This is a genomic window from Nocardia araoensis NBRC 100135, from assembly GCF_000308435.1.
GTDB lineage: Bacteria > Actinomycetota > Actinomycetes > Mycobacteriales > Mycobacteriaceae > Nocardia > Nocardia araoensis.
In genome coordinates this window covers 1-22,618 of record NZ_BAFR01000174.1, presented here as the reverse complement: position 1 = coordinate 22,618, position 22,618 = coordinate 1, and the positions used below count along the sequence as shown (strand labels likewise).

Sequence of the window (22,618 nt, the reverse complement as noted above, 5' to 3'; positions counted from 1 at the left end):
CGGCCACTCGTGGTTCTCCTCGCTATCCATCACGAGGCAGCCGGGCGGATGGTTCATCCGATCGTCACCGGGAATTCCCCGATATCGAGAATCCGCGTGGTGTGAAAAGCGCCATCGCGGGCAACAGTTTCAGAGAGCGGTAGGTGGTCTCGCTGAGGGCTCCGCGCCGGGCATGTGCCGCGACCTGCCGGAAGACGGGCCGATCCGCTCGTTCCGGCCGTCGCGGCGGGATGACCATGGCGAGGGAGTGCAGTAGCGTCAGAAGTAATCCAGCCGTGAAGACCATGTACGACTCGATTTAGGAGACGACGACATGTCCTACCCGACCGGGGGCTCTGGGTACAACACACCCTCGCCCTCAGCGCCATCCAGTCAGAGCCCCGCCGTGGGTGGCGCCACTTCAGGTTCGAGCGCTACCGGTTCCGATGCCAAAGGTCTGCCGTTCTTCCTGGTGGTCGGCGTAGCGGCGCTCGGCGTGATCAACTTCCTGCTCGGCTTCCTGCCGTTCCTCGGCAGCAAGCCGATCGATTTCGGCGGCACCAGGGTCAGCGGAGCGGAGACGCGCAACCTCTTCGAGGTGGCCTCCGGCTCCCCGCTGCTCGGCCTGCTGCTGCTCGGCGGCCTGCTCGCCGGGCTGTCGCTGCTGCCCAAGCAGAACTGGACCGGCGCGGCCGCGGCGGCTTCGACCGCGGGCTTCGTCGCGCTGCTGTTCCAGTCGTTCAACTTCGGTTCGGGCAGCGAGCTCAAGGTGGGTGCGTTCGTGCTGCTCGTGCTGTCCTTCGTGCAGGCCGCGGTGGCGATCGCCGCGACGCTGTTCGAGGTGGGCATCCTCAAGGCGCCCGCGCCGCGCCCGGCCGCCGCGCCGGGCGGCTTCGGCCAGGGCGGCTACGGACAGCAGCAGCCGTTCGGGCAGGGACAGCCGTCCTACGGGCAGCCGGGTCAGCAGCCCGGCTACGGCGCGAGCCCTTATGGGCAGGCCGGGTACGGCGCGCAGCCCGCGCCGCCGCAGTTCCCGTCCCAGCAGGGGCAGCCGTCGCCTTACGGGCAGAGTCAGCCGGGCTACGGGCAGAGTCAGCAGGGCCAGGCGTACGGCCAGCCGCAGTCGCCCTACGGGCAGAGCCAGCCGACCACGGCTTACGGCGCGCCGCAGCAGCCGGGTTCGCCGTACGGCGCGCAGCCGCGCCCCGACGAGAGCGTGACCCAGCACTTCGGCGGCCAGCAGCAGTCCGGTCAGCAGTCGCCCTACGGTTCCTCCGGCTACGGCCAGCAGCAGGGCCAGCAGAGCCAGCAGAGCGGTCCGTTCGGCGGCGAGCAGAGCGGCGATCCGTCCTCGGACGCCACCCAGGCGTTCCGTCCTTCGGACGACAAGAACAAGTAGAGAACTCAGCGGCGTCCTCCCCGGTGCGGCGATCGCGTGCCTGCGGCGCGCCTGACCCGTTCGCGCCGGGGAGGATGCCACGCTGAAATGCCATGAGCTCCTCCAGAAACTCCTCGGCCCGCCGGATCGGCGGGCCGCGCTCGTCGCAGCCGCATCCCGACGCGGACGAAGCCGGGTTTCTGTCCCTCACTCCGGAGCGGTCCAGGGTGCTCATCGCCGTCGCGGGCCGCCCTTCGGCCTTCGGGCTGACCACTCTGGTCGTCCTCGTGCTCGCCACGCTCCTGGCGGCGGGCAGCGATCTGGACGGCGCCTCCGGCGCGATCGCCGCCTCCTGGCTGGGCGTGCACCAGGTTCCGCTGGTGATCGGCAAGACCTCGCTCGGATTGCTTCCGCTCTTGCCGACCGCCCTGTTGGTGTGGCTGGCCGCACGGGAATGCGCGCGCGCCGTGGAACCGCAGTGCACCAGGGCGGATCTCGGGTGGATCGTCGGGGCCGCGGTGGGCGGTCCCCTGCTGGTCACTTCCGTCTGCCTCGCGGTCACCGAAGACGCTTCCGGTGTCATCGCGCTGCAACCGCCGAACACCCTCGCCGCGTTCGCGTGGGTCGCCGTGTTGTATCTGCTCGCCGCCGCCATCGGCATCGCCGTCCGTCTGCGGCGGGAGCTGTTCGTGCTGCTGCGCCTGCCCGACTGGGCGGTCTCCGGCCTCTACGGCGCGGGCCGATCCGTCCTGCGCTTGCTGGGTTGCGCGACCGCCGTGGTGGTGGTCTCGTTCCTGGCGCACGTTTCGCGGCTCGGCGACATGTATCAGTCGGCGGGCAATGTCGGGGGCGTCCTCGGCCTGACGCTGCTGTCGCTGGCGTATCTGCCCAACTTGGTGCTCCCCACCGTCGGTGTGCTGGTCGGTTCCAGCGCCCAGATCGGCGTCGCCTCCTTCGGGGTGTTCTCCGTCGTCGGCGGCCCGATCCCGGCGTTCCCGCTGCTCGCCGCGGTGCCGACCGGTCCGGCGGCGGGATGGTGGCCGGTGGTGCTGCTGATCCCGGCCGCGGTCGGCGTGCTCGGCGGACTGGACATCGCGCGCACCTCCACCGACCGGATCGGCGCGCCGTGGGCAACCCTCTTCTCCGCCGCGCTCGCCGCGCTCGCGCTGACCGTGGCGGGCGCGGTCGCGGGCGGCGAACTCGGCGAGATGGGCCGGGTCGGCCTGCACCCGCCGATCTTCGCCCTGCTCACCTTCGCCTGGCTGGCGGTTCCCGGCTACGCGGGCCTGGCGTTCGCTCGCTGGTTCCTCGTGCCGGTCGGCGTCCCACCGGCGGACTACACCGATCCGTACGACGATTACCGCGACGAGGACGACGACTACTACGAGGCGGACGACGGCGACTACTACGAGGACGACGACTATTACTACGACGACTACGACCGTCCCGAGCTGGAGGCTCCGCTGGACGCCGAACTCGTCGACGAGCAGGCCGCGATCGAGACCGGCGGCTCGCAGCACGACCACGCCGCGGGCGACATCGTCGACGCCGAGGTGGTCGAGGCGGACCTGCCGGACAGTGACCGGGTGGACGGTCGTTAGGCTCTAACCCGGCGGTGCCGCATCCATCCGCCAGCCGATCGATCAGGGAGTAGAGCGCTGACGTCCCAGCATGCCTCGTGGAAGCCGGTGACGACGCCGGCCACCGTCGTCGTCCTGGCGTCGGGCACCGGTTCGCTGCTGCACGCCCTGCTGGACGCCGCGGCCGAGCCCGGCTACCCGGCGAAGGTCGTCGCGGTCGGCGTCGACCGGCTCTGCGCGGCCACCACCCACGCCGACGCCGCGGGCGTTCCGCATTTCCGGGTGGCGCTGAAGGACTTTCCGGACCGCGCCGCATGGGATGCCGAACTCACCGAGGCGGTCGCCGCGCACCAGCCGGATCTGGTGGTGTCGGCGGGCTTCATGAAGTTGCTCGGTCCGGCCTTCCTGGACCGGTTCGGCGGCCGGATCATCAACACCCACCCCGCGCTGCTGCCCGCCTTCCCTGGCGCGCACGGCGTGCGCGACGCGCTCGCCTACGGAGCGCGGGTGACCGGCTGCACCGTGCACCTGGTCGACGAGGGCGTGGACACCGGGCCGATCCTGGCGCAGGAGGCGGTGCCGGTGCTGCCGGGTGACGACGAGGCCACCCTGCACGAGCGCATCAAGATTGTCGAGCGACGGTTGCTGGCGGAGGTCGTCGCCGCCGTCGCGACGCGAGGCATTGTCTCCGACGGACGAAAGGCAGTTATCCCAGATGAGCGAGTTCTCCGGTGAGTGAACGCAAGCCGATCAGCAGGGCGCTGGTGAGCGTCTACGACAAGACGGGTCTCGTGGAGCTCGCGACCGGTCTGCACGCGGCGGGCATCGAGCTGGTCTCGACCGGGTCCACCGCGGGCAAGATCGCGGACGCGGGCATCCCGGTGACCAAGGTCGAGGACCTGACCGGGTTCCCGGAGACCCTCGACGGCCGGGTGAAGACCCTGCACCCGCGGGTGCACGCGGGCATCCTGGCGGACTCGCGCAAGCAGGAGCACGTCGATCAGCTGGTTGAGCTCGGCGTCGAGGCGTTCCAGCTGGTGGTGGTGAACCTCTACCCGTTCACCCAGACCGTGGCGAGCGGCGCGACCCCCGACGAGTGCGTGGAGCAGATCGATATCGGCGGGCCGTCCATGGTGCGCGCCGCGGCGAAGAACCACCCGTCGGTGGCGGTGGTCGTCGACAGCGGTGACTACGACGACGTGCTCGCCGCGGTGAAGTCCGGCGGCTTCACCTTGGCGGAGCGTACCGCCCTGGCCGCCAAGGCTTTCCAGCACACCGCGAGTTATGACGTGGCGGTCGCGAGCTGGATGACCAACGTGCTGAGCGCCGACGAAACGGCCGGCGACGCGGCGATCCGGTTCCCCGAGTGGCTCGGCAGCACCTGGGAGCGGTCGGCGGTGCTGCGCTACGGCGAGAACCCGCATCAGTCCGCCGCCCTGTACACCAACGGCGACGGCAAACTCGGGCTGGCGCAGGCGCGGCAGTTGCACGGCAAGGAGATGTCGTACAACAACTACGTCGACGCCGACGCGGCCTGGCGCGCGGCCTACGACCACGAGGCCCCGGCCGTGGCGATCATCAAGCACGCCAACCCGTGCGGCATCGCGCTGGGCGCCGACATCGCCGAGGCGCACCGCAAGGCGCACGCCTGCGACCCGGTGAGCGCGTACGGCGGGGTGATCGCGGCGAACCGCGAGGTCACCGTGGAGCTGGCCGAGCAGGTCGCCGAGATCTTCACCGAGGTGATCGTCGCGCCGTCCTACGCCGACGGTGCGGTGGAAGTGTTGCAGCGCAAGAAGAACGTGCGCATCCTCGTCGCCGAGCCGCCGACCCGCGCGGGCGCCGAACTGCGCCCGATCAGCGGCGGCGTCCTGCTGCAACAGCGTGACGTGCTGGACGCGCCCGGCGACGACCCGGCCCATTGGACCTTGGCCGCGGGCGAGGCCGCCGACGCGGAGACGCTCGCCGACCTCGCGTTCGCTTGGCGCGCTTGCCGGGCGGTGAAGTCCAACGCCATTCTGCTCGCGCACGACGGCGCTTCGGTCGGTGTCGGTATGGGCCAGGTCAACCGCGTGGACGCGGTGGGCCTCGCGGTCCAGCGGGCCGGGGACCGCGCCAAGGGCTCGGTGGCGGCCTCCGACGCCTACTTCCCGTTCCCCGACGGTCCGCAGACCCTGATCCAGGCCGGTGTCCGCGCCATCGTCCAGCCCGGCGGCTCGGTGCGCGACCGGGAGACCATCGACGTCGCCCGCGAGGCGGGCGTCACCCTTTATCTCACCGGGGCGCGCCACTTCGCCCACTGAGATCGGTCATCCTGGAACGCCGCGTCGGATCCGCTCCGGCGCGGCGTTCTTCGTTCGCTTTCCGCTTGTCCTCCAGCGTGGCAGAGGTTTCGGTGGCATCCGCCGGGGAAGCCTGCGCAGGCGCGTCGAGACTCATCGCGCAACCGCACCGGCGTCCGAGCGCAAGCCGACAGCTATCCGGTTACGTGTGGGCCGAGGCGGGACCAGTCCGCCGTGGGCGCCGAGGCCTAGACCGCGCTGAGCACCGTACGGTTTCCGAGTGGTTGTTTCAGCGGCACTTCCAGGGTGCCGAAGACCGCGATCATCGCGCACATCCGGCCGACCGCCTCGGCGCGGCTGCCGGAGCGCAGCTCGACCGTGACTGTCGAAGCGGTTTCGGTGACGGCGGCGTCCACGCCGTAGCACTCCGGCGAACCGGTTTCGAAGTTCACGGCTAACTTGTTGTCTCCCAACCGAGTCCACGATCGGAACGGGATCGGATGGGCGCCGACGATGGCCGGATCCGCGGTGAATTCGTTGCCCTGGTTGCCGCGCGGGTCCTCGGTCGGCGTGCTCGGCGCCGCGGTCGGGGAGGCGCTGGTGCTCGATGTCCTCGCTTGGTCGTCCGAGCCGCCGCAGCCCGCGGCGGCGAGACAGGCGAGCACTACGGCGACAGCTGTGGCGGCGCGTCCGGCCTGGATCCGATGCATACCGACACCCTAGTCCCGGCTTCGGTTCGCATACCGCACACACGGCGGGCGCTTCGTGCACTGGGATGAACCCCACAGTGAACGTTCCGCGAACCGGGCGCGTAATAGCTCCCAAAAGCGTTCGGTGGCAGTAAGTTTTTCGGGGATGCGCGCCGGAGCCGTTGCGGCGCAATTCATGTCGGATGCTCTACCAGCTTGTTCCGGAAAGGAAGTAACGTGGTCGACACGCTGCGCGTAGGCGAAGAACTCGGGCGGGGGGAGTCCCTGCAGGGCGGGGCGTACACCCTCACCTTGCAGGACGACGGCAATCTAGTGCTGTCCGAGCCGGGCGGCAATGTGGTGTGGGCCACCCAAACTCACGACCAAGGCGTGGAGCGGGCCGTGCTGCAGGACGACGGCAACTTCGTCCTCTACAAGAGCGACGGCGCCGTGTGGGCAACCGAGACCAACGGTCAGGCCGCCGATCGGCTGGTCGTGCAGGCGGATCGCAATGTCGTGCTGTACGGCAACGACGGCAGCGCGCTGTGGGCCTCCGGCACCAACACCGACACTCCGCTGCCCGCCCCGGAGCCGGAAGCGGAACCGGTGCAGGAGGAGCAGTTCGCGGCTCCGGCCGCCGAGGAGGTGCCGCCTCCGCCGCCCGAACCGCGCATCTACACCGTCGAGCCGGGCGACACCCTGTGGGCGATCGCCGAGCGCTTCTACGGCGACGGCAACCGCTACCAGGAGATCGCGGACGCCAGTGGCATCCCGAACCCGGACGCGATCAACCCCGGCCAGGTGCTGACCATCCCGTGACCCGGCCGATTCGGTAGCGACGACGACAAAGACCCCCGGTGCTCGCGCATCGGGGGTCTTTCCGGATCGCTCGTGGCGTGCGTACGCCTAGCGGCTGGTGAACGGGAGCAGTGCCATCTCACGGGCGTTCTTCACCGCGACGGCGACCTGGCGCTGCTGCTGCGGGGTGAGCCCGGTGACCCGGCGGCTGCGGATCTTGCCGCGATCGGAGATGAACGTACGCAGCAGGTTCACGTCTTTGTAGTCGACCGTCTCGATGCCGGCGGCGATGAGCGGGTTCTTCTTCGGACGGCGGGCCTGCTCTGCGCGAACCTTCTTCGACGGTGCTCGCTTGACTGCCATATGACGAGTTCCTTCTCACGAGATCAGTGGTTGTCTACCAGCTCGATTTGTGCACACCGGGCAACTCGCCCCGGTGGGCCATCTCGCGCACACGCACACGGGAGAGTCCGAACTTCCGGAGGTGACCGCGCGGTCGTCCGTCGGCGGCGTCCCGATTGCGCAATCGTACCGGACTGGCGTCGCGCGGCTGCCGCCGCAGTTCGGCCTGGGCGGCCGCACGTTCCGCCTCCGGTGTGTCCGGCTTCCGGATGAGGTTTTTCAGTTCGGCGCGCCGCCCCGCGTAGCGCGCGACGAGCGCCCTGCGCTGCTGATCGCGCGCGATCTTCGACTTCTTGGCCATCTCAGCGCTCCTCACGGAAGTCGACGTGCTTGCGCACCATCGGGTCGTACTTGCGCAGCACCAGGCGGTCGGGGTCGTTGCGGCGATTCTTGCGGGTCACGTAGGTGTACCCGGTGCCCGCCGTGGACTTCAGCTTGACGATCGGTCGGATGTCGGTCGATTTCGACGCCATAGCTCTCCTCAGATCTTGTCGCCGCGGGCACGGAGCCGGGCGACCACGGCCTCGATCCCGTCCCGATCGATGGTCTTGATGCCCTTGGCGGAGACGGTCAGGGTGACGCGCCGTCCTTCGCTGGGCAGGTAGTAGGTCTTGCGCTGGACGTTCGGGTTCCAGCGGCGGCTGGTCCGCTTGTGCGAGTGCGACACGGACTTGCCGAATCCGGGCTTGCGCCCGGTGACCTGGCAGTGGGCCGACATCCGGACTCCCTCCAGTAGTGACAATCATTTTCGACAACGGCTGTCCGACAATGTACCGTTGCCGCACAGCAAATGAAAATCGTTACCGAAAGGGGTTCCCGGTGGCTGCGGCAGATTCCACCCTGGTCCCACCCGGCTCCGACCGCAGAACGCCCGTGGTGCTGCTCGCCGGTTTCGCCGGACTCGCCGCGGCGGGCGTGGATCGCGCGGCCGCGGTGCTGGGTATGACCGCGGGCACGGTCGTGGTCCGGCACGATCTGACCCAGCTGCGCGAAGGCATCGTGCACCGCACGGTGCGCACCGCCACGCGGGAGACGTCGGCCGTGCTGGAACTCGCGCACGGCTGCGTCTCCTGCACCCTGCGGATGGATCTGCTCCCGCTACTGTGCACCCTCGCCAGGCGCGAATCGGTGGATCGCATCGTGCTCGCGCTGGACCCGGCGTTCGAGGCCGAGGCGGTGTGTCAAGCCGTCGAACACGTCGTGGTCTCCGGGGTGCACGGCCGCGTCGACGGCCCCGCCGGGCGTGACGTCCGGGTGGAGTCGGTGCTGACCTGCCTGGACGCGAATGTGTGGCTCGCCGACGCGACCGGGGACGAAACGCTCGCCGAACGCGGCCTCGCCGCCGCCGAGGACGACCGCACGGTGGCGCAGGTCGCGGTCGGGCAGGTCGATTTCGCCGATGCCGTCCTCGTTCTGGGCGCCGCCGGGGACGGACCGTTGCTCGCCGACGCATCGGCCGACCGAGGCAAACTCGCCGCGGTACTGGCCAGGCTGGTTCCCGGCGCGCCGGTCGCCTGGGTGGACGAGCCGGGCTCCGTCACGCCCGCTCTGGTGGAATCGCTGCTCGCGCGCGTCCCCGCGGATTCGCGCCGGGGTCGGGTCTTCGACGCGCACGCGCCGCTTCTGCGTGGCCGACCGCCCTTGACCAGTGACTACGGCGTCGAGCTCGTGGAGTTCGCCGCAGCGCGGCCGTTCCATCCCGCCCGTCTGCACGAGGCGCTCGACGTACTGTTCGACGGCGTGGTGACCGCGCGCGGACGCCTGTGGCTGGCCACCCAGCCCGACGAGGTGGTGTGGCTGGAATCGGCCGGCGGCGGCCTGCGGGTGGGCGGTGCGGGGCGCTGGCTGGCCGCGATGCCGGAAGCCGAACTGGCCGAGGCGGACCCGGAGCGCCTGGCGATGGCCGCCCTGCGCTGGGACGAGCGATTCGGCGACCGGGACGTGTCGCTGTCGATCCTGGTGCACGACGCCGATCCCGCGCGGATCCGCGAAGCGCTGCACTGGGCGCTGGTCGAGGACGACGAACTGCGCCTGGTCGAGCGCGCGCCGGAGCGAGTCGCCCGGTGGGAGGACCCGTTCGGCGAGTGGCACGCCGACCCGTGCTCGAGCGACGAGGAGGCTCGACAGCCCGTGCAGGACGGGAAAACCCCGAAAGGAGAGGCGAAATGAAGAAGGGTATCCATCCGGACTACCACCCGGTGGTCTTCGAGGACGTGAGCACCGGCAAGCGGTTTCTCACCCGGTCCACGGCGACCGGCACACGCACCGTGGAGTGGGCCGACGGCAACACCTACCCGCTGCTGACGGTGGACGTCACCGCCGACTCGCACCCGTTCTGGACCGGCGCGCACCGCGTGCTGGACACCCAGGGGCGGGTGGAGAAGTTCGAACGCAAATACGGCAAGCGCATGCGGAAGGAGGCCTGAGATGGCGGTGCCGAAGCGGAAGATGTCGCGGTCGAACACTCGCAGCCGTCGGTCGAACTGGAAAGCCGCGCCGGTGGATCTGGTGCCGGTGACCGTCGGAGGCGTCGTGCATCGAGTGCCGCGCAGGTTGGTCGCGGCCGTGCGGCGCGGCTTGATCGACGTCGAGAAGCTCTGAAGCGCTACGCCCTCGGGGAGACCATACGAACTCCCGCGCCGAACGCCGCGAGCGACTGGCGATTGCTCGACCGATGCCGGCGCCGCCCGGAACGGGCCGGATGCTGGTCGGCCGTCTGAAAACGGGCACTTCGGTGCCTTCTGGAAAAAATTTTCCGGGCCACACCCTGCATCGTAGCTATCTTCTAGCTATCAATGTGTCCGGCATCACGTCGCACTATTGCGTCGGAAGTGATTGCGATCGGATAGCCACATGCGAAGTTCCGGACCGCCGGTTTGTTTTCGGTCACAGAAAAGTTCGCCGAAAATGGTGCGCGCGCAGCCGGATACCGGTACCCTCGTCGTCGAGGGCGGGTTCTCTTGGTTTCCAAGAGAACCCGCTCATCGCCAATTTTGGGGCCGTTCAGCTGGTTTCGCTCGCCCCGGTCACTCTCGCTCCCGCACTTGCGCGCGCTCGTCGATCGCACCGGGGGAGGTTCGGTTTTTCGAGGTCAACGCCGCTGGTCCGGCATCGCCGCCCGGTGTGCGCCGCTCGCCGTCGTGGCCCGGCAGGCCGGGAAGGTCCGGCAGCAGTGCTTCGAGTCGGGCCAGCTGTTCACCGACCAGTGCCGCGGGACCCTCGATCAGCGACAGCGGCCACGGCCAGTGCCGTCCGTTCCAGCGCTCCACCTGCTCGGTCAGCTCGGCCGTCGTCGCCTCCAGTTCGCTGATCTCGGTGCGCAATTCGCCCACTTGCGTTCGCAACTCGGCGGATTCGTGCTCCAGCGCGGCGATTCGGGTCAGTGCCGCGGCCAATCCGTCCACCAGCGTCCGATTCCGGCCGTCCGCGTCGGCGCCGAGCTGCGGCCAGCCGGACAAGTCGGGTCCGCGCAGCTGAATCTGGATGTCGCGCAGCACTGCCTCTTGTTCCGGCGTCACGTCCGGCTCCTCCTGTTCCACGAAATCCCACTGGCCGAAATCGAGCGTCTCGGCCTCGTTCACGTCACAGCGCACGCCGCCGACCGTCACTTGGCGCCGCGTCTGATGAATGGCCCGCCTGGTCTCCACGTTCGCGCCGGACCAAGCGTCGGTCTGCCACGCCCAGGTCGCGTACCCGGCGTCCAGTGCGCGGCTGACCGCCCAGTACCCGCCGTAGATACCGACGTTCGCGCGGCCGAGCACGGTCGCCGCACCGTCCAGATAGGCGTTGAGGCGCAACTGGTCCTGCTGCGTCGCGTCGAAATCCGCGGAGAAATAGATCGGCCGGTCCACCCGGCCCCCGCAGCGCAGCACTTGGGCGAGCGCCGCACGCGCGTCGACGATGCCCGCGCCGTAGCCGTCCAGCATCCGTGCGGCCGTGGTCTCCCAGTTCGAGACGATCGAGATTCCGTGGGCGCGCAGATCGTTCGCTTCGGCGGGGGTCAGCAGCTTGCCGGGTAGGCTCGGCCCACCGTCGGACAGATACCGCACCACGAAGTCGTACCCCGCCGCCCGAATCGCCGCGCCCCCTGGACGTCCCGCGGCGTAATCGAGACCGAAACGCATGGCTTCCACTGTAAGTGGGCCGGGCGGGTGAATCCGTGGCATCACCGAATCCGGTTCGCCCGCGGGGAACAATCAGCGGGAAACGGTCGATCCACCCCGAAACGAGCCGCGAATCCGGACCCAGGGCCGCGTCCGTTGCGTGCGAATCAGCGGGCGGGCTCCAGCTTCGGCCTGCGGGGCTTCGGCGGTGCGGCCAGTTCGCGGCGATCCGGTGCGATCAGCACCGCGGAGATCGGCACCGTCAGCGCCAGCAGGCCGATGACGAACATCGGGAACACGAAGTCGAACAGTTCCACGCCGTCGGGCACCTTCGCCGCCCGGTTGACGTCGAAATGCAATGCGGCCACGGCCGTGTAGTACGTGGCGGCCACCCCGACGCCGAACAGCAGCACCGTCGCGGCGCGGGCCAGCGGGGAGCGCATCGTCTGGAACAGCCACAGCACAGCCGTCGCGGTGATCACCCCGATCACGGCGGAGACGACGGCCAGCCAGGTCGTCACACCGACCGAACCCTGGATCTCCAGCGAGCCGATGCCGAGGTAGTGCGTGACACCGATGCCCAGGCCGAGTACCGAGCCGCCGGGCAGCAGCAGCGCGAGCCGGGGCGTGCGCCCGATGATCAGCAGCGCCGCGAAGACGGACACGATGGCGACCACCAAGGCAGCGACCAGCCTGCCCGGGTCGTAGCGCATCGCGCTGCCCGGCACTTTCAAGCCGAGCATGGCCACCGAGGTGGCCAGCCACGCACCGACGCCGCCCAGCGATATCGCCGCCGAAACCAGCCACACGAGCCGGAACTGAACCGAGCGCGCGCCGTGCAGGATGCAGGCGAAGCCGACCACCGCGCCGAGCACCGAAATGCCCAGCGACAACGCGATCAGCCAATAGCCGAGCGCGAACTGGTCGACGGACGTTCCGGCGCCGCCTGCGGCCAGCACCGCGACCTCACGCATGGCGGGCGGTTCCTTCCAGTTCACTGGCCTTCAGCTGGGCGATCGCGTACTCGGTGACGGCGGCGAGCGCTTGGCGCACCTCGATCGCGTTGCGCGCGTCGATGTCCACGATCGGCACGCCCTCGCGCACCGACAGCGCCTCGCGCAGTTCCGCGATGGGGAAGCGCGGCGCGTCGGGGAAGCGGTTGACCGCGATGAGGAACGGCAGCTTGCGCGCCTCGAAGAAGTCGACAGCGGCGAAGCTGTCCTCCAGTCTCCGGGTGTCGATCAGCACCACGGCGCCGATCGCGCCGCGGATCAGGTCGTCCCACATGAACCAGAACCGCCGCTGGCCCGGCGTGCCGAACAAGTAGAGCACCAGGTTGCCCGGCAGGATGATCCGGCCGAAATCCATGGCGACCGTGGTGGTCTCTTTCTCCGGCGTCTCGGCGAGATCGTCGATGCCGTCGGAGTAACGGGTCACCATCGCCTCGGTGCGCAGCGGAACGATCTCCGAGACCGCGCCGACGAATGTGGTCTTGCCCGCGCCGAAGCCACCAGCGACGACGATCTTCGTCGAGGCGACCCGGTTCTCGAAGCCATCCGGGCCGGGGGCCGTGCCCGGTCCGAGGTTTGCATTTGGCCCGGAATGTCCACTGGGCCCCGGATTCCTATAGGGCGCGGAGTCCACGCAATGTCCTCTCCATCAGGGAACGGCGCTCGTCATAGCTCGCCTCTTCGGTCAGGGTCGAATGCACGCGCATGGTGCCGTCGACGACCAGGTCGCCGATCACCACTCGGACCATGCCGAGCGGCCGGTCCAGATGTGCCGCGATCTCCGCGACCGACAACCGATGCGTGCCGAGTCGCAGTATCTCGGTGCGGATGTCGCCGGTCGGCCAGTCGAGATGTGCAGTGTACGACAAGGTTTCGATGACCGCCTCCAATGGCAGGTCGATCGCGGGTTCGGTACGCCCCGAGGTCAGGGCGTATGGCCGGACGCGCGTGGTCGGTCGTGGTCCGGGACCGTATGGGTTGGACATCTCACGCTCAGACAGCGGTGCGCGCGGTCGCGGTGACCACCGAACCCACCCGATCGACCAGCAGTGCCATCTCGTAGCCGATGCGGCCGATATCGTGCGACTTGTTCGCCAGCACGGCCAGGTGCGAGCCGTTGCCGACGCTCATCACCAGCAGGTAGCCGCGCTGCATCTCCACGATGGACTGCATCACCTTGCCGCCGTCGAACAGCGACGCCGCGCCCATGGAGAGGCTGGCGAGTCCGGCGGTGACGGCGGAGAGCTGTTCGGCACGGTCGCTGGGCAGATGCGGGCTCGTGGCCTGCAACAAGCCGTCGGCGGATACCAGCACCGCATGGGACACGCCGGGTACATCTCGGGTGAAGCGGGCGACCAGCCAGTTCAGATTCTCGTCCGTGGTGCTGTTGTTCGCGTTGGTCATGCAAGCCCTCCGTCGTTGTACTGCGCATTGGCCCGCCCGCTGCGGACCCCACTGAGATGCCTGGTCAAATTGTTGCGAATTTCTTCCGGATCGCGTGTGCCCGCGTCCTCCGCGGGCGCCAGACCGCCGGGCACCAGCTGTGCGCCCGGCCTGCGAATCGGCAGCCCGCCGACGGTGCGCGCGGTGGTGGTCGGATGGCTGGCATCTTCGGCGGCCATCCAGCCCGCGTCACCAGGCGAGGACCACGAGCTGTCCGACGCTTGCGAGGTCGAGGGCTCGACCAGCCATTCCGAGACCATGCGTTGATAGATGGGGGTCGGGGAAGCGCCTGCGACCGGCTGCAACCGGGAGGAGGTCACCGTCGCGGGTTCCGGTGCCGTCTCCTGCGGTGGCTCGGCGGGTGCGGCCGGCTTACGGATCGGCAGACCGGATCGCGCGGTGGTCTGCGGCGCGGACGCCTGGCTCGGCACGGTGGGCGCGGTCGTCGGCTCGTCGTCCTTGACCTCGGTCCACAGATCGGTGCGGGTGGGCTGCTGCTCGACGGCCTGCTCGCCGGTGGCGGGCGGCACCGCCGCGAACGGACCGGTGGGAGTGCGGTCGTCGGCGCGCGGGGTGAGCACCGGCCACGGCTGGGTGGCGGGCTGATCCGCCGGATTGACCGCCCGCCCGACCGGCGTGGAGACCGTGGGCTGGTCGGGGGTGTCGGCGACGCGGATCGCCGGACGGCGCTGCGGCAGGCCGGAACTCGTCACGCCGAACCGCGCGGTGTCGCGCTGCGGCAGGCTCGGCACCGGAACCAGGTTGCGCGGCTGCGCGCCGGTGGGCGGCGTGACGAGCGAGGGCAGCTGGTGCTCGGCGGTGATATCGATCGGCTTGCCCGCCGGATCGGTGACGTCCATCGGCGGCGCGACCAGCGCGCCGGGCAGGTGGACGCTGGCGGTGATGCCCGGCTGCTGCGCCATCGTGGACGTGCGGCGCAGGCTGACCGTGATGGTGTGGCGCTTGGCCAGGCGGCCGACGACGAACAGGCCCATGCGGCGCGCGGTCTCGACGGTGACCTCACCACCGGAGGCGAGCCGGTCGTTGGTCGTCTGGAGGTCTTCCAGGGACATACCGAGACCGCGGTCGGTGATCTCGATCAGGTAGCCGCCGTCCACCGCGCGCGACACCATCACGGTGACCGGCGTGGTCGGCGGGGAGTAACGCAGGGCGTTGTCGATCAACTCGGCGAGCAGGTGCTCGATGTCGACGGCGGGCTCGCCCGCGACGATGCCGTCGGGCACCGCGCCGATCTCGACGCGTTGGTAGTCCTCCACCTGGGAGACCGCGCTCCAGAGCATGTCCGACAGCGGCACCGGGTGCAGCTGGCCGCGGCGCAGCGCGGTACCGGCGAGCACCAGCAGGTTGTCGCCGTTGCGGCGCATGCGGGTGGCCAGGTGGTCGAGGCGGAACAGGCTCTGCAACCGGTCGGTGTCGTCCTCGTCGTGCTCGAGGTCCTCGATCAGCGCCAGCTGCTGCTCGACCAGCGATTGGCTGCGGCGCGAGAGGGTCTCGAACATGTTCCCGATCTGCAGGCGCAGGCGGGCCTGGTCGGCGGCGAGGTTGAGCGCCTGCTCGTGGATCTCGTCCACGGCGCGGGCCAGCTGGCCGATCTCGTCGGTGCTGTGCACCGCGACCGGGGTGATCTCGGGCGTGGTGCCGCCGGCGCGCACCACGGCGAGTTCGTCCGGCAGCTTGATGTGCGCCACCTCGAGCGCGTCCCGCCGCAGGCGGCGGACCGGGACGACCAGGGTACGCGCGACCGAAAGGGCCAAGGCCAAGCCGGCGAGCAGCATGCCGATGACGATCGTCGTCTCGCGCAGCGCACCGGCCTGCGCTTCGGTGGTGCGCGCGGCCAGGGCGCCGTCGATGGTGTCGATCAGCTGCGCGGTGGTCTTCTCGTAGGTGTCCGAGCTGATCAGCAGCGAATCGATGACGGCGGGATTGGTCGCCGGGTCGGCCGCGTTCTGGCTGAAGGTGCCCAGACGGGTCTGCACCGCGTCCAGCAGCGGACGCATGTTGCCCGCGTAGTCCGGCAGGATCTGCGCGTACTGGTAGATCATCGTGATCTCGGCGCCCGCGGCGACCAGCACGCGGGGCCGCACGCTCGGGTTGCGGCCCGCGTCCGGCGAGCCGATCAGCATGCGCTGCTGGGTGAGCACGCGCCGCGCGGTCTGCACCGACGCCAGCTGCAGGAAGTAGCGCTGGATGACCAGGTCGTCCACCGAGGGCGACAGCGCCAGCGCGTTGCCGATGCGGACCATGATCTCGTCGGACTGCTCGCCGACCATGGCGGGCGACCCGTTGCGCAGGCTGTTGCGCATCGTGGTGCCGGTGGCGATCGCCGAGGCCAGTTCGGAGGTGACCCGGCCGCTGACCTTGGTGGTCTGCAAGGCGGCTTCCAGTTCGGCCAGGGCCTGGTCGAACTTCGTCAGCGCGGCGTCGGTCTGCGGGTCGGCGGCATTACCCCAGGTGGCGGTCGCGGTGACGCCGAGTTGCTCGGTGGCCGTACCGAACTTGACGATCGGGCGGATGATGATGGCCTGTTCGGTCGCCGCGTCCAACTGCGCCATGGTCCGCAGTTCGTTGTTGATTCGGAGCACGGCGAAGACCGTCGCCAGCAGCACCGGAAGCACCAGCACCACGCCAACCTTGCGGGTGACCGACCAGTTCGACAGGCTGAATTGCCAGGACCGCGGTGCAGCTTCCATCCGCTTCCGTCGCCTCCGCTTCACCAGTGACCTCGGGCGCGCGTGGCTGTTCGGTATTGATTCAACCCGCAAAGAACCAACTAGAGGTCTTCTTTTTACCGCACGGAACATACCGTGCAGAGGGGTCATCGGCAATCCGGGGGAGCCGGTGCGCAATTTACCGAATATGGCTATAGAGAACGAGTTTCGCGGTGGAATGCGTAAGGGACGCGTCAACTTCTCCGCGGCGCCATAGAAGGCCCTGGTCACCCCCGGTTGACAGGGATGACTCGCCGAGGGTTGTCGCGCCTGCGCACCGCGGCGTGTCGGGAGCGCCCTCTCAGTTACCTCTCAGTCGGTGCGGTCAAACTGGTGGCATGCGCATTCTGGTGGTCGATGACGATCGGGCGGTCCGGGAATCGCTGCGCCGGTCGCTCACCTTCAACGGCTACTCCGTCGATCTCGCGGTGGACGGTGTGGACGCGCTGGAGAAGGCAACCGTCCAGCGACCCGACGCTCTCGTCCTCGACGTGATGATGCCCCGGCTGGACGGGCTCGAGGTCTGCCGACGTCTCCGGAGCACGGGCGATGATTTGCCGATTCTGGTTCTCACCGCGCGGGATTCGGTATCGGAGCGGGTCGCCGGGCTCGATGCCGGCGCGGACGACTATTTGCCGAAGCCTTTCGCGCTGGAGGAACTGCTGGCCAGGCTGCGCGCGCTGTTGCGGCGCACCTCCGCGGGCCCAGGGGACGCCTCGGAGGCGATGAAGTTCGCCGACCTGTCGCTGGACCCGGTGACCCGCGAGGTATCCCGCGGCGTCCGGCAGATCAGTCTCACCCGCACCGAGTTCTCATTGCTGGAAATGCTGATGGCGAACCCGCGCCGGGTGCTCACCCGTAGCCGCATTCTCGAGGAGGTCTGGGGCTACGATTTCCCGACCTCGGGAAACGCGCTCGAGGTCTACATCGGTTATCTGCGCCGCAAAACCGAGGCCGAGGGCGAGCCGCGGTTGATCCACACGGTTCGCGGCGTGGGCTATGTGCTGCGTGAAACGCCGCCCTAGGTCCCCGGTCATGGCACGAACACCTCCCAAGCGCCCCGCCGTCGCCGCACTCGGCCAGCGGCCGACCGAGCCCGTGGACATGCGGCCGCCCATGCCGTTGACCCGCTCGGTCTCACTGCGGTGGCGGGTGACGCTGTTGGCCGCTTCGGTGGTGGCGATCGCGGTGGCGGTCACCTCGATCGCGGCCTACGCGCTGGTGGCGCGGGCGTTGTACGCCGACGTGGACGCCCAGTTGCGCAGCCGGTCCACGGCGGTGATCGCCAGCAACCCGTACGGCTTCAACAACCTGAATCTGATGGTCGCCGCGGCCTTCTACGACGACACCGGCATCGCGCTGATCTATCCCGATCTGCGGCGTTGGCTGCCGCCGCAGTCCACCGATCCCCCGGTGGGGTCCGAGGAACTGGCCGTGGCGCGCGGGGAACGCAGTTCGTCGCTGCGCACCGACGGCAACCAGCGCGTGCTCGCGGTCTACACCAACTCGGGTGCGACGCTGGTCATCTCGCAGCGGCTGGACCGCACCAGGGAAGTGCTCGACCGGCTCGCCTGGCTGTTGTTCGTCGTCGGCGGCTGCGGCGTCGTGCTGGCCGCCGCGGCGGGCACGGCGGTCGGCCGCACCGGCCTGCGGCCCATCGCGCGGCTGACGGCCGCCACCGAGCGGATCGCCCGCACCGACGATCTGACCCCGATCCCGGTCACCGGCGACGACGAACTGGCAAGGCTCACAGAGAGTTTCAACACGATGCTGCGCGCGCTCACCGAGTCGCGCGACCGCCAGCGCAGGCTCGTCGCCGACGCAGGGCACGAACTGCGTACGCCGCTGACGTCGCTGCGGACCAATATGGAGCTGCTCATCGCGTCGAGCCGCCCCGGCGCTCCGCGCATTCCGGACGAGGACATGGCCGGGTTGCGCGCCGATGTGATGGCGCAGATCGAGGAGTTGTCGACGCTCGTGGGCGACCTGGTCGATCTGGCGCGCGAGGACGCGCCGGAAACCGTCTACGAGCGCGTGGATCTGGGTGAGGTCGTGGAACGCGCACTCGAGCGCGCCCGCCGGCGTCGCACCGGTATCGAATTCGTCGCCGACCTGCGCCCGTGGTTCGTCTACGGGCACGAGGCGGGCTTGGAGCGGGCGGTGCTGAACGTGCTCGACAACGCGGCCAAGTGGAGCCCGGCAGGCGCTCAGGTGCGCATCCTCATGCGGGAGAGCGGCCCGGGGTTGCTCGAGCTGTCCATCGATGACGCCGGTCCCGGTATTCCGGCGGCGGAGCGCGAGCTGGTGTTCGAGCGTTTCTATCGGGTCATGTCGTCGCGGTCGATGCCGGGCTCGGGCCTCGGCCTGGCGATTGTCAAACAGGTGGTGACGAAACACGGCGGTACCATCGCCATCGATACCTCGCAACGCGGCGGCGCCGTCGTTCGCATCGTGTTGCCCGGCGAGCCGGGCGCGCCCGTGTCCGATTGACGCAATAGCGGGGCGGCGGAACGCCATTTCCGACACAATCTCGAGTTCTGTGCGGAATATTCACCGTCGGTGAGGTATTTCGGACAATGCTCCGATTGGTTTGCGGCAAGATTTGAGACATCAAGTTGCCGGTGATTCTTTTGCGCACCGGTTCTTGGAGCAGCTCTCGGAAAACTGAAAGCACGGTCTCAGTCCGCTCTCAGTCCCCGCGGCCAACCTGGACGAGACGTGAGCAGAAACGAGGAGTCCATGACCGAGGATTCGCAGGATCGCCGGGAGCCGGGTGCGCCGGACGCGGGCGCGTACGGGCCGGGGGAGGCGCACGCCCCCGGTTACGGTCCGCAGGAAGCGCAGCATCCCACCGCGCAGTTCCCGCCGCAGCACCATCCGGCCGCGCCGTTCCCCGGGTATCCGGCGTCCTTCGGTCCACCGAACGACGCCACGCAACCGCACGGTCCCGCCTACGGCGCCCCGCCCGCGCCTGCCCGGCGCTCGTTCCGCGCGGGACTCGCGGCAGGCGCGGTCGCGCTCGCGCTGGTCAGCGGCGGTGTCGGCGGTGCGGTCGGCGCGCTGGTCACCCACGGTGACGACGGTCGCGCCCCGGTGACCAACGCTCTCGACGCTCCGAAGCCGAACGTGAGCAACGCCGTGAACGCTCCGGCCGGTTCCACCCAGGCGGTCGCGCAGAAGGTGCTGCCAAGCGTCGTGATGATCAAGGTGGCCAGCAGTAAGGCCGAGGGGGAGGGTTCCGGGGTGATCCTGTCCTCCGACGGCCTGATCCTGACCAACAACCATGTGGCCGCGGGCGGCGGGCCGGGCGCCAAGATGGAGGTCGTGTTCTCCGACGGCAGCAGCGCGCCCGCCACGCTGGTCGGCGCCGATCCGGTCTCCGACCTGGCCGTCATCAAGGCGACCGGAAAGAGCGGCCTCACCCCCATCGAGCTCGGTAGCTCGACGAACCTGCAGGTCGGCCAGCCGGTCGTCGCGATCGGCTCGCCGCTCGGGCTGGCCGGCACGGTCACCACGGGCATCGTGTCCGCGCTGAACCGGCCGGTCGTCACCAGCGGAGACGGCAGTGAGCCTGGGGGCGCCGCGGTCAGCCCCGTGATCGATGCGATCCAGACGGACGCCGCGATCAACCCGGGCAACTCCGGCGGCGCGCTGGTGGACGGCAGCGGCAAGCTGATCGGCATCAACACCGCCATCGCGACGCTCGGCCCCAGCGAAATGGCGGGCGGTCAGACCGGGTCGATCGGTCTCGGGTTCGCGATCCCCGTCGATCAGGCGCGCCGGGTGGCCGACGAATTGATCAAGACCGGCAAGGCCACCTACGCGCAGGTGGGGATCACGGTGTCGCGCCAGCAGGACCCGGCGCAGCTGGTCTCCGGCGCGAAGGTCCGCGACGTCACGGCGGACGGCCCCGCCGCGCGCGCGGGCATCCCGCCGGGGGCGGTGGTCGTGAAGCTCGACGACCGCCCGATCGATTCCGGGAACGCGCTCGTCGCCGCGGTCCGCTCGCACCAACCGGGAGACAAGGTGAAAATCACCTACACCGATGAGCAAGGCCACAACGCCAAGACCGTCGAGGTGACCCTCTCCGGCGCGCCCGCGGACGGCGGCCGGTGATGCGCGCGCTACCCGGCGGACGGGACCGCATGATTGATGTCGACGCCGATGTTCTCGGCGCGGCCGCCGAGTTGCTGGACGCACGCGCTACGGTGAGCACCATGGAAATCGATGCTCCTGTGGCGGGGCGTGCCCTGGTGGTGGTCGTGGACGATCGGACTGCGCATGGAGGTGTTGACTCGCTCGGCCCGCTGGTCACCGAGCTGCTCACCGAAGCGGGTTTCCTCGTTGACGCGTCGGTGTCGGTGCAGGCCGACGAGGTGGAGATCCGCAACGCGCTCAATACGGCCGTGATCGGCGGCGTCGATCTGGTGATCTCCGTCGGCGGCACGGGCATGTCTCCGCGCGACGTGACGCCCGAGGCCACCTCGCAGGTGCTCGACCGCGAGTTGCCCGGGATCAGCGAAGCCCTTCGTTCCTCCGGCCGGGTGGCCGGCTCGCTGGACGCGGGGCTTTCCCGCGGTGTGGCCGGCGTGTCCGGGAGCACCCTGGTGGTCAACCTGCCCGGTACCCGCTCCGCCATTCGCGACGGCATGGCGACGCTCGGCCCGCTCGCCAGCCGGGTCATCGGTGAACTCTCCGGATTGGTCGAATAATCACCGCGCATACACCTTCTGAGCACCCTCGCCCGGCGGCTCGCCGGGCGAGGGATGCCGCGCGTTTGGCGAAGATCTTCGGTGACGCGCTGCCCGACACCACCGCCGACGAGCGCGACGACCGTGACGACGTCCGGTCCGCCGACGACTGGCTGCGCGCTCAGGTTCCCCCGCATCACGGCTGAGTCCGTTATCTACGTAGTAGCTACGTAATCATTTGCCCTGGCTTCGTAATCCGCCAGTGATCATTTTTGAGCGGAAGTAATCCGCGCGAGATCCTTACGGTCGTGTCCCGTATCCATACGCTGGCTCTTCTGTGCCGCCACCCCGGGGCGGCTCCGGAGTCCGGCTGTAGCGAATCAGTATTTATGCACGTCAAGCCATATTCAGATGTGCGCAACTGTGATGCGGGTCACCTTGAACTTTACGAAACTTTACGTTGCGGCAGGCGTTATAGAACGTCTAATCTCCCATCGAGCCACTCACATTGGGACCCACAGGCGTGGGTACCGGCACGCACGAAGCCCGCTCGGCGGAACCCGGCTCGGTTCCGTTGCCAGGATGTCCGTTGCGCCGAAATTACAACCGGTTACACATCGGCAACAAAGGGGCGACACACTGAGCTGGGCCTGAGAGGACCACTGTCCAGCCTCGATGGTCGAGGTTGACTGTTTGAACCTGATGAGGGGAAGTATGAGCGAGAACCGCACCAAAGGTCTGCGCCGCGGTGCCCGCGTCGCGGGCGTCGGCGCTGCCGCGGCTGTTGCCATGGGCCTGCTTTCGACCGGTGCCGCCAATGCCGATACCTTCGTGCCGTTGCCGGACGGCCAGAAGGTGGGGCCGGGCGTGACGATCACCCGGAACGGAGAGCGGGCCTTGATTTCGCCGTCGCTGGCCGCCAACGGCGCAGGTCGTGTGGTCTGGGTGTCGGGCAACGCGGTTGCCGACGTGACCGAGACGCCGGAAGGCACCATCGGCCCCAACAACGGTCCGACGGGCAACCCCGGAACCAACAACTCCTCGACGCATGGTTCGTCGCAGCTGAGCACCGGTTATATCGTCGGCTGCCAGGTCAGCATCGCCGATGACGCGATCTCCGCGGGTGTGTCGGGCAGTGTGAACCTCAGCGGCGCGAGCGCGGGCGGGTCGATCGGCGTCAACCTCGGCCCCGGCGAGGTCAAGTTCGTTCAGATCGATTACAAGGACATCCTCAAGCCGGGTGTGTACTCCGTCGAGTATCAGGATGCCGAGATCCAGATCCAGGGCTGCGCGGGTTACGCGCAGGCGCGTTCGTACACGGTCGTCGAGATCATCGGCGATCACTACTCGAAGACCACCCTCTACGGGATGCCGTTCAGCATCGGCTGACGTCTGTCGAATTCAACGAACCATCCTCCCGCTGAAGCGGACTCAACCCTCGAGGGATATCAACCATGATCAACCGTAAGAACCTGGCGCGGATGGCCGGCCTCGGCGCCGCCGCCACCATCGCCATGGGCCTGTTCTCCACCGG

At 69.0% G+C, this 22,618-nt stretch carries 24 protein-coding genes; 13 read left to right on the top strand and 11 right to left on the bottom strand.

The window, feature by feature from the left end:
- Positions 1 to 385: 385 nt before the first annotated feature.
- From ON21_RS24255 to purH, 4 genes are all read left to right on the top strand, one after another.
- Positions 386 to 1,378 (top strand): DUF5336 domain-containing protein, encoded by a 993-nt coding sequence (locus tag ON21_RS24255; RefSeq protein ID WP_245562711.1) that lies wholly within the window; start codon positions 386 to 388, stop codon positions 1,376 to 1,378.
- A gap of 92 nt (positions 1,379 to 1,470) precedes the next feature.
- Complete coding sequence (locus tag ON21_RS38660) at positions 1,471 to 2,958, top strand: cell division protein PerM (protein ID WP_039801154.1); 1,488 nt, start codon at positions 1,471 to 1,473, stop codon at positions 2,956 to 2,958.
- A 21-nt stretch (positions 2,959 to 2,979) separates the two neighbouring features.
- Positions 2,980 to 3,672 (top strand): phosphoribosylglycinamide formyltransferase, encoded by a 693-nt coding sequence (gene purN, locus ON21_RS24245; protein WP_373281151.1) that lies wholly within the window; start codon positions 2,980 to 2,982, stop codon positions 3,670 to 3,672.
- On the top strand, positions 3,669 to 5,240 hold the full coding sequence (gene purH, locus ON21_RS24240; protein WP_039801150.1) for a bifunctional phosphoribosylaminoimidazolecarboxamide formyltransferase/IMP cyclohydrolase: 1,572 nt from the start codon (positions 3,669 to 3,671) through the stop codon (positions 5,238 to 5,240). The genes purN and purH overlap by 4 nt, the downstream gene beginning before the upstream one ends.
- A gap of 227 nt (positions 5,241 to 5,467) precedes the next feature.
- On the opposite strand, the gene ON21_RS24235 is transcribed toward purH, so the two are convergent.
- Positions 5,468 to 5,929: a hypothetical protein gene (locus tag ON21_RS24235; RefSeq protein ID WP_051021287.1), complete on the bottom strand. Its 462-nt coding sequence runs from the start codon at positions 5,927 to 5,929 to the stop codon at positions 5,468 to 5,470.
- A gap of 216 nt (positions 5,930 to 6,145) precedes the next feature.
- Here ON21_RS24235 and ON21_RS24230 point away from each other — a divergent pair, with 216 nt between their 5' ends.
- Positions 6,146 to 6,727 (top strand): LysM peptidoglycan-binding domain-containing protein, encoded by a 582-nt coding sequence (locus tag ON21_RS24230; RefSeq protein WP_039801149.1) that lies wholly within the window; start codon positions 6,146 to 6,148, stop codon positions 6,725 to 6,727.
- Between the two features lie 87 nt (positions 6,728 to 6,814).
- Here ON21_RS24230 and rpsR read toward each other — a convergent pair whose 3' ends face one another.
- Genes rpsR through rpmB form a run of 4 tightly spaced genes read right to left on the bottom strand, consistent with a single transcriptional unit; the run spans position 6,815 to position 7,826 of the window.
- A complete protein-coding gene (rpsR, locus tag ON21_RS24225; protein ID WP_011211513.1) occupies positions 6,815 to 7,069 on the bottom strand; it encodes a 30S ribosomal protein S18 in 255 nt (84 codons plus the stop codon).
- 34 nt (positions 7,070 to 7,103) lie between these two features.
- A complete protein-coding gene (gene rpsN, locus ON21_RS24220) occupies positions 7,104 to 7,409 on the bottom strand; it encodes a 30S ribosomal protein S14 (RefSeq protein WP_039801146.1) in 306 nt (101 codons plus the stop codon).
- A gap of 1 nt (position 7,410) precedes the next feature.
- Positions 7,411 to 7,581, bottom strand: coding sequence for a 50S ribosomal protein L33 (gene rpmG, locus ON21_RS24215; RefSeq protein ID WP_039801144.1), 171 nt, complete (start codon positions 7,579 to 7,581; stop codon positions 7,411 to 7,413).
- An 8-nt stretch (positions 7,582 to 7,589) separates the two neighbouring features.
- Positions 7,590 to 7,826 (bottom strand): 50S ribosomal protein L28, encoded by a 237-nt coding sequence (gene rpmB, locus ON21_RS24210; RefSeq protein WP_039801141.1) that lies wholly within the window; start codon positions 7,824 to 7,826, stop codon positions 7,590 to 7,592.
- A gap of 101 nt (positions 7,827 to 7,927) precedes the next feature.
- On the opposite strand from rpmB, the gene mrf reads away from it, so the two are divergent.
- The 3 genes from mrf to rpmF are packed head-to-tail and all read left to right on the top strand — an operon-like array spanning position 7,928 to position 9,709.
- Positions 7,928 to 9,277: a ribosome hibernation factor-recruiting GTPase MRF gene (gene mrf / locus ON21_RS24205; protein WP_245562710.1), complete on the top strand. Its 1,350-nt coding sequence runs from the start codon at positions 7,928 to 7,930 to the stop codon at positions 9,275 to 9,277.
- Positions 9,274 to 9,534, top strand: coding sequence for a type B 50S ribosomal protein L31 (locus ON21_RS24200; RefSeq protein ID WP_039801138.1), 261 nt, complete (start codon positions 9,274 to 9,276; stop codon positions 9,532 to 9,534). The genes mrf and ON21_RS24200 overlap by 4 nt, the downstream gene beginning before the upstream one ends.
- Position 9,535: 1 nt before the next feature.
- The gene (rpmF, locus tag ON21_RS24195; RefSeq protein ID WP_039801137.1) at positions 9,536 to 9,709 is read left to right on the top strand and encodes a 50S ribosomal protein L32; all 174 of its coding nucleotides are present in this window, start codon (positions 9,536 to 9,538) and stop codon (positions 9,707 to 9,709) included.
- Positions 9,710 to 10,134: 425 nt separating this feature from the next.
- Here rpmF and ON21_RS24190 read toward each other — a convergent pair whose 3' ends face one another.
- From ON21_RS24190 to ON21_RS24165, 6 genes are all read right to left on the bottom strand, one after another.
- Entirely contained in the window at positions 10,135 to 11,232 is a 1,098-nt protein-coding gene (locus tag ON21_RS24190) for a glycoside hydrolase domain-containing protein (protein ID WP_083880859.1), read from the bottom strand.
- A gap of 146 nt (positions 11,233 to 11,378) precedes the next feature.
- Positions 11,379 to 12,185 carry an MHYT domain-containing protein gene (locus ON21_RS24185; RefSeq protein ID WP_051021303.1) on the bottom strand — a complete coding sequence of 269 codons (807 nt, stop codon included), beginning with the start codon at positions 12,183 to 12,185 and terminating at the stop codon, positions 11,379 to 11,381.
- The gene (locus ON21_RS24180) at positions 12,178 to 12,735 is read right to left on the bottom strand and encodes a GTP-binding protein (protein ID WP_039801302.1); all 558 of its coding nucleotides are present in this window, start codon (positions 12,733 to 12,735) and stop codon (positions 12,178 to 12,180) included. The genes ON21_RS24185 and ON21_RS24180 overlap by 8 nt, the downstream gene beginning before the upstream one ends.
- 100 nt (positions 12,736 to 12,835) lie before the next feature.
- Complete coding sequence (locus tag ON21_RS24175) at positions 12,836 to 13,207, bottom strand: DUF742 domain-containing protein (RefSeq protein WP_040782732.1); 372 nt, start codon at positions 13,205 to 13,207, stop codon at positions 12,836 to 12,838.
- A 7-nt stretch (positions 13,208 to 13,214) separates the two neighbouring features.
- Positions 13,215 to 13,625 (bottom strand): roadblock/LC7 domain-containing protein, encoded by a 411-nt coding sequence (locus ON21_RS24170; protein ID WP_039801134.1) that lies wholly within the window; start codon positions 13,623 to 13,625, stop codon positions 13,215 to 13,217.
- Complete coding sequence (locus tag ON21_RS24165; RefSeq protein WP_039801132.1) at positions 13,622 to 16,375, bottom strand: sensor histidine kinase; 2,754 nt, start codon at positions 16,373 to 16,375, stop codon at positions 13,622 to 13,624. The genes ON21_RS24170 and ON21_RS24165 overlap by 4 nt, the downstream gene beginning before the upstream one ends.
- Positions 16,376 to 16,731: 356 nt before the next feature.
- On the opposite strand from ON21_RS24165, the gene ON21_RS24160 reads away from it, so the two are divergent.
- The 5 genes from ON21_RS24160 (at position 16,732) to ON21_RS24135 (ending at position 22,473) form a co-directional block, all read left to right on the top strand.
- Positions 16,732 to 17,418 carry a response regulator transcription factor gene (locus tag ON21_RS24160; protein WP_039801129.1) on the top strand — a complete coding sequence of 229 codons (687 nt, stop codon included), beginning with the start codon at positions 16,732 to 16,734 and terminating at the stop codon, positions 17,416 to 17,418.
- A gap of 79 nt (positions 17,419 to 17,497) precedes the next feature.
- A complete protein-coding gene (locus tag ON21_RS24155) occupies positions 17,498 to 18,883 on the top strand; it encodes a HAMP domain-containing sensor histidine kinase (protein ID WP_245562714.1) in 1,386 nt (461 codons plus the stop codon).
- A gap of 249 nt (positions 18,884 to 19,132) precedes the next feature.
- A complete protein-coding gene (locus tag ON21_RS24150; RefSeq protein WP_083880849.1) occupies positions 19,133 to 20,509 on the top strand; it encodes a S1C family serine protease in 1,377 nt (458 codons plus the stop codon).
- Positions 20,510 to 20,610: 101 nt separating this feature from the next.
- On the top strand, positions 20,611 to 21,105 hold the full coding sequence (locus ON21_RS24145; RefSeq protein ID WP_195044576.1) for a MogA/MoaB family molybdenum cofactor biosynthesis protein: 495 nt from the start codon (positions 20,611 to 20,613) through the stop codon (positions 21,103 to 21,105).
- A gap of 693 nt (positions 21,106 to 21,798) precedes the next feature.
- A complete protein-coding gene (locus tag ON21_RS24135; RefSeq protein WP_039801122.1) occupies positions 21,799 to 22,473 on the top strand; it encodes an MspA family porin in 675 nt (224 codons plus the stop codon).
- The last annotated feature ends 145 nt before the right edge of the window (positions 22,474 to 22,618 follow it).